The 6938-nt window shown below is 40.0% G+C and carries 5 protein-coding genes and 3 tRNA genes; 5 read left to right on the plus strand and 3 right to left on the minus strand.

The window, feature by feature from the left end:
* Positions 1-162: 162 nt before the first annotated feature.
* The 3 genes from BGO42_RS11085 to BGO42_RS11095 all read right to left on the minus strand — a co-directional run bounded on the left by BGO42_RS11085 (position 163) and on the right by BGO42_RS11095 (position 448).
* A tRNA-Met gene (locus BGO42_RS11085) sits at positions 163-235 on the minus strand.
* A gap of 33 nt (positions 236-268) precedes the next feature.
* Positions 269-341 (minus strand) — tRNA-Met (locus tag BGO42_RS11090).
* 34 nt (positions 342-375) lie between these two features.
* A tRNA-Met gene (locus BGO42_RS11095) sits at positions 376-448 on the minus strand.
* Positions 449-565: 117 nt separating this feature from the next.
* Between BGO42_RS11095 and era the strand changes: the two genes are divergently transcribed.
* From era to BGO42_RS11120, 5 genes are all read left to right on the plus strand, one after another.
* Positions 566-1459, plus strand: coding sequence for a GTPase Era (era, locus tag BGO42_RS11100; protein WP_177729949.1), 894 nt, complete (start codon positions 566-568; stop codon positions 1457-1459).
* A gap of 77 nt (positions 1460-1536) precedes the next feature.
* Complete coding sequence (gene der / locus BGO42_RS11105; RefSeq protein ID WP_177729948.1) at positions 1537-2847, plus strand: ribosome biogenesis GTPase Der; 1311 nt, start codon at positions 1537-1539, stop codon at positions 2845-2847.
* A 98-nt stretch (positions 2848-2945) separates the two neighbouring features.
* The gene (locus BGO42_RS11110) at positions 2946-5732 is read left to right on the plus strand and encodes an outer membrane beta-barrel protein (protein WP_273243468.1); all 2787 of its coding nucleotides are present in this window, start codon (positions 2946-2948) and stop codon (positions 5730-5732) included.
* Positions 5733-5831: 99 nt separating this feature from the next.
* The gene (locus tag BGO42_RS11115; RefSeq protein WP_177729946.1) at positions 5832-6332 is read left to right on the plus strand and encodes a hypothetical protein; all 501 of its coding nucleotides are present in this window, start codon (positions 5832-5834) and stop codon (positions 6330-6332) included.
* Positions 6333-6471: 139 nt separating this feature from the next.
* Positions 6472-6759, plus strand: a complete 288-nt coding sequence (locus BGO42_RS11120; RefSeq protein WP_273243465.1) for a hypothetical protein — start codon at positions 6472-6474, stop codon at positions 6757-6759.
* The last annotated feature ends 179 nt before the right edge of the window (positions 6760-6938 follow it).

Here is a 6938-nt window from a genome sequence, read left to right on the forward strand (position 1 = left end):
GGAAACTACAGCTAATTTAAAAGCCATATTATAATCCTTTTGAGTACGCTTAACTCGCGTTGTTGTTGTGTCTTTCATAATAAGTCGATTTTGTGTCAACTTATTTCAGGACGGGACATAGCATAAAAAAAAGCCCCAACAAAATGAAGGGGCTTTTTTTAGTAGCGGGAACAGGACTCGAACCTGTGACCTTCGGGTTATGAGCCCGACGAGCTGCCTACTGCTCTATCCCGCGATGTGCGTTTGTAATTTTCAGTCTGTAACTTAGTAGCGGGAACAGGACTCGAACCTGTGACCTTCGGGTTATGAGCCCGACGAGCTGCCTACTGCTCTATCCCGCGATGTGCGTTTTGTATTTTCAGTATGTCTACTTAGTAGCGGGAACAGGACTCGAACCTGTGACCTTCGGGTTATGAGCCCGACGAGCTGCCTACTGCTCTATCCCGCGATGTTTCGAGTGCAAAACTACGACGAATAGTTGGAATAACAAGTATTTTTCGAAAAAAATAAAATATTTATTCTTATTCGCTTGATATCCCTACCTTTGTAGGCTAAATTTTTTACTATGTCACACAAAGCAGGTTTTGTTAACATCATCGGTAATCCAAATGTTGGAAAATCAACATTAATGAATGCCTTTGTTGGAGAACGCCTTTCGATTATAACTTCCAAAGCTCAAACAACCCGTCACAGAATATTAGGGATCGTAAACGGAGACGATTTCCAGGTATTGTTTTCAGATACACCCGGAATCATCAAACCCGCTTACGAATTGCAATCGTCTATGATGGATTTTGTAAAGTCTGCTTTCGAAGATGCCGATGTGCTGATCTATATGGTAGAAATAGGAGAGAAGGAATTAAAAGATGAAGCCTTCTTTAATAAAATCATCCATGCCAAAATTCCGGTATTGCTGTTGTTGAATAAAATTGACAAATCCAATCAGGAACAATTGGAAGAGCAGGTAAACCTTTGGAAAGAAAAAGTGCCTAACGCAGAGATCTTCCCGATATCGGCATTGGAAAACTTTAATGTAAGTACGGTTTTCGACAGAATACTGGAATTACTGCCGGAATCGCCGGCATATTATCCAAAAGATGCGCTGACAGACAAACCGGAACGTTTCTTTGTAAATGAAACCATCCGTGAAAAAATCCTTTTAAACTATGAAAAGGAAATTCCGTATGCGGTGGAAATCGAAACGGAAGAATTTCTGGAAGACGATGATATTATCCGGATCAGAGCCGTTATCATGGTAGAACGCGAAACGCAGAAAGGAATCATCATCGGACATAAAGGTGCTGCTATTAAAAAAGTAGGTATTCAGGCACGTCAGGATCTGGAAAAATTCTTTGGCAAACAAATTCATATTGAAATGTTTGTAAAAGTAAATAAAGACTGGCGAAGCAACAGCTATCAGCTGCGCCGATTCGGATACAATCAAAATAAAAATAATTAATTAAAGATTTTGCCCGGGCGTATTTTTGAGCATGCTAAAATCAAAAAACGTACTTTTGCAAAAAATAGAGAAGAAAAATGAATAATATCGTAGCCATAGTAGGAAGGCCAAATGTTGGAAAATCAACTTTTTTCAACCGGTTAATCCAACGCCGTGAAGCCATAGTTGACTCTGTGAGCGGAGTAACGCGTGATCGTAATTATGGAAAAAGTGAGTGGAACGGAAAAGAATTTTCGGTTATTGATACAGGAGGATATATTAAAGGTTCTGATGATGTTTTTGAAGGAGAGATCCGCCGTCAGGTAGAGCTGGCCATTGATGAGGCAGATGCCATTATCTTTATGGTGGATGTAGAGGAAGGAATCACCCCAATGGATGATGAAGTGGCGAAGCTGCTTCGAAAAGTAACCAAACCTGTTTTACTGGTTGTTAATAAAGTAGACAATGCGATGCGTGAAAAAGACGCTATCGAATTTTATAACCTTGGCTTAGGCGAATATTTCACTATTGCCGGAATGAACGGAAGCGGAACAGGAGAATTGTTAGATGCTCTTGTACAAACACTGCCGGATTTGCCGGAAGTAACTGAGGAAGTGAATCCGTTACCGCGTTTTGCTGTAGTAGGACGTCCGAATGCAGGGAAATCATCTTTTATCAATGCCCTGATCGGCGAAGACCGTTTTGTGGTAACCGATATCGCCGGAACTACCCGTGATGCAATTGATACCAAATACAACCGTTTCGGATTTGAATTTAATCTGGTAGATACGGCCGGAATCCGTAGAAAAGCGAAAGTAAAAGAAGATCTGGAATTCTATTCTGTAATGCGTTCTGTTCGGGCTATCGAACACAGTGATGTTTGTATCCTGATGATCGATGCTACCCGCGGATTCGAAGGACAGGACCAGAGTATCTTCTGGCTGGCAGAAAAAAACAGAAAAGGAATTGTGATCCTGGTAAATAAATGGGATTTGGTAGAAAAAGATACCATGTCAACCCGTGATTACGAAGCGAAAATACGCAGAGAACTGGAACCGTTTACCGATGTGCCAATTTTGTTCGTATCGGCTTTAACCAAACAACGTTTGCTGAAAGCACTGGAAACAGCTGTTGAAGTATACGAAAACAGAAAACAGCGTGTAGCCACTTCGAAATTTAACGAATTGATGCTGCCGATTATCGAGCATACGCCACCACCGGCATTAAAAGGAAAATATGTTAAGATCAAATATTGTATGCAGTTGCCGACACCAACACCACAGTTCGTGTTCTTTGCAAATCTGCCACAATATGTAAAGGATCCTTACAAACGATTTATTGAGAATAAACTTCGTGAAAACTATAATTTTTCAGGAGTTCCTATTGATATTTATTTCAGACAGAAATAGTTTGTTAAACTTTTTCTAATGAACGAATAAATTAAAGACGAAATCATTTCTTTTGCGGTTATTATGTTTACATATTAACCGCAATTTTTTTTAATGTAATGCAAAAAACTACCTTACTTTTTGCGTTTTTGTTATTAAGTTGCCTTTCATTTGCGCAAAGCACTATCAATGTAAAAGGCAAAATTATCGACAAAAACTCAAATCTGCCGATTGAATCGGTAACGGTTTATTTATCTGCCGTAAAAGATTCCTCCTTAATTGACTACACGATTACCAACAAAAACGGTGTTTTTGATCTGAATGTAAAGAAAGTCAGCCAGCCCGTTTTTCTGAAAGCCTCCATGATAGGCTATCAGGATTTTAAACAGGAAATGAAAGAAATTACGGTTTCAAAAGATTTGGGTACGATTGCTATGCTGGCTACAGCCAAAGCGCTGGATGAGGTTATTGTAAAAGCGGAAGCGCCGCCCATCCGTATTAAAAGCGATACGCTGGAATTTAATGCAGCCTCCTTTAAAGTGCGTCCGGATGCCAATGTGGAAACAATGTTGAAACAATTGCCGGGAGTAGAAGTAGACACCGACGGGAAAATTACCGTAAACGGTAAAGAAGTAAACCAGATATTGGTTAACGGGAAACCGTTTTTCGATAAAGACGGGAAAATAGCTTTGCAGAGCCTTCCAGCCGAGATTATCAATAAAATACAGGTAACGGATACCAAATCTAAAAAAGAAGAGATCTCCGGCCAGAAAGCCAGTTCGAATAACACGACGATCAACCTGACCATAGATGAGGATAAAAACAAAGGATTCTTCGGTAAATTTATGGGTGGTTATGGTACCGACAGCCGCTATGAAAGCAGTGCTTTGGTAAACTACTTTAAAGGAAAACGAAAGATCAGCTTTTTGGGTTCGTCCAATAATATCAATTCCACCGGATTCTCGATGAATGAAATCTTCGATAATATGGGCGGCGGCCGGAATACTTCGATGAGTTCCGGCAGTGACGGAAGTTTCGGGGTTAACGGAATGAGTTTCGGTGGCGGTAAAGGAATTACACAATCGGATATGATCGGGATAAACTATGCTGATGAATTTTTTAAAGGTTTTGATGTGAGCGGAAACTATTTCTACAGGGATGCGACCTCTAAAAATACCAACCGGTCCCGCAGCCAGAATTTCCTTCCGGACAGAACGATCATTACGGAATCCAACGGAACAACCCGTGATGACAGGTATGCCCATAACGGAGGTATCAATATTGAATATACTATCGATTCCACCACGACGGTATATATAGCGCCCCGTTTTTCCAAAAGCAATGCGGTCAATAAAAGCCAGTCGGCAGAATTTACCACCGGAGAAAATAATAAGCTGTTAAACGATAGCAACAGTAACCTGTATAATGAAAATGACAGCAACAGTTTCAGTAATTCATTAAACTTCTATAAAAAGCTGAATAAGAAAGGAAGAGCGTTGAATTTCAGTCTGGATAACTCAAATTCCAAGAATACCGGAAGTGCTTTGAATCAGTCGAAAACCCGGTTTTATGATCCGAACGGCGACCTGCTCAAAACAGACAACAGGGACCAGATTCGCTACAACCGCAACTTTAACGACAAAATAGATGTGGGACTGGAGTATTTGGAGCCCATAGTGGATTCAATACGTTTAAAACTCGCTGTCGACTACAACTGGAACAAAACGCTGGAAAATAATACCGCATTTAATTTTGACGGCGATACGCAGCTGTATGACATTCAGAACGACAGCCTGTCTAATTTTTTACGCACTAAAACCATTACGGTGAATCCGAAAGCGGGAATTAATATTGAAAAGAAAAATATATATTTAGGAGCCTATTTCGGGACTTCGATAACCCGATTGAATAACGAATCGTTTTACCTGTATAAGGACACCAAACTAATCCGGGATTATATGCTGCCTTCGGCAGAATTTCACATGAGTTATAAGCTGTCCAAGGCTAAATCCATCTGGACGAGTTATTCCTATCAGGTTTCTTTCCCGTCGGCTACGCAATTGCTGCCGGTTGAAGACCTTTCCAGTGCTTTGGTGAGTTTTACCGGAAATCCGGATCTGAATCCAAATAAAAGCCACTATGTATATTTGAGCTATAGCAATTATGACTATGCTTCGCGTTCGGGTTATAGCTTTTATACCGGAGGACAATATTATGACAGCCAGATAATCTCGTCAACGGTTTATGACGAAAGTGCCAAAAGAACCACCAGCTATGAAAATGTATCGGGTGTTTTTAATACCTGGACAGGACTCAACTGGAACAAATCGTTTAAAAGGGAAGTACACTCGTTTAGAGTGAGTGCCGGTACCGGAATGAATTTTAATAAATATAAAGGCTATACCAATGCCGAAATGTATGATGCTTTTAATTACAGGTTCCGGGCAAGAGCTAACTTTACATGGGATTACGGCGAATTGTTAAGCGTTAATCCATCCTATAGCTATACGTATAACGATACGCAATATACCAACTATAGTATCAATTCCGCATCGACCTACCAGCACCAGATCAACCTGCAAACCACCAGTTACTGGCCAAAAGGACTGGTTATTGGTAACGATTTCGGATACACCTATAATTCGGCTATATCAGACGGGTTTAAAAAAGACTTTTACCTCTGGAATACCAGCATCGGATACAATTTCTTTAATGACAGGATGAATTTTAAAGTAAAGGTCTACGATTTGCTGAATCAGAACCAGAGTACGATGAGGAGCATTACCGCAACCAATATTCGCGATGAGGAAAATGTAGTACTGAAACGATATGCTATGTTTTCCTTGACCTATAAAATTGAAAAATTTGCCGGGAAAGAGAAAAAAGGCGGTAAAAGACAATTTTAAAAAACCATACTAAAAAAGAAGCTGTGCAAACAGCTTCTTTTTTGCAAAAAAACAAAATACATTTGCAAACTAATTAAAGACAACCAAGCAAAAAACAGCATGAAATATTTTTACGCAGGCATAGTGCTTTCAGCCTTAATGGGTTGTGAGTCCGAAAGAAAAACATTATACGATGTAAAAACACTACCAACAGAGTGGGTACGGCTAACCAAAACCAGTGAAGGCTTGGTGGTTTACAATACCTGCGATGCCGGAAACCTGTTGCTGACCATTACGCATACCGGGAAAAAATCGGAGATTTTCCTTCACGGACAGCAGGAAGACCAGGAATTTGAAATTCTAAATGCCTACCAGACCAAAAACGATACGATTGTTGTAAAAACAAAATGGAAAGGTACCCGGACAGCTCAGGATTTTAAATTCATTCCTGCCGAAAAAGAAAAACATTTGGGCCGCTGGATAACGACTTATCCTTCCGGAATGACCTCAAACAATATATTTGTCACTACCGAAAAACAAATGCACTATCCTAAAATAGACCAGCCTTGTAAGGAATGCTGGGGTGAGGAATGTGATGATGAGGTGAAGAATGAGTTGTAGAAAGGTAAGAGGTAAAAAGCAAGGAGCAAAGGGTGAAAAGTAATGGGCAAAAGGCAAAGGGCAAAAGGCAAAGGGCAAAAGGTAAAGGGCAAAAGGTAAAGGGCAATTGTGAAATTAATAAATAGTAATTGACATACGGATGATGATTATAGCATTATTACTTTTATTCATACCAATCGTTTTTCAGTTTGTTTACGGAAACAAAGCGATAAAAGAAAGCATTACAATGGATCTGTTTACGGTTAGTATGATCAGTCTGGGAAGTCAGTTGGTGATTCCGGTGCTTGCCGCGCTGATAGGTTCAATAGGCTTTACAGGACGTTGCGGACTACCACTTGTCGGTTTAGCTGTTTCCGGATACATGCTGTACCCTGTTTTACTGGTTATTATCGGGATACAATGGTATGTGAAAAGAAGTTACCGGTAGTTTTAACAGACCTTGATCTTAAAATAGCAAAGCGGAGTAATTACTCCGCTTTTTTTTGGGTCATTGTCCCGTCCTGAAATAAGTTGACACAAAATCGACTTATTATGAAAGACACAACAACAACGCGAGTTAAGCGTACTCAAAAGGATTATAATATGGCTTTTAAATTAGCTGTAGTT

Source organism: Flavobacterium sp. 40-81 (genome assembly GCF_001898245.1).
Lineage (GTDB): Bacteria > Bacteroidota > Bacteroidia > Flavobacteriales > Flavobacteriaceae > Flavobacterium > Flavobacterium inviolabile.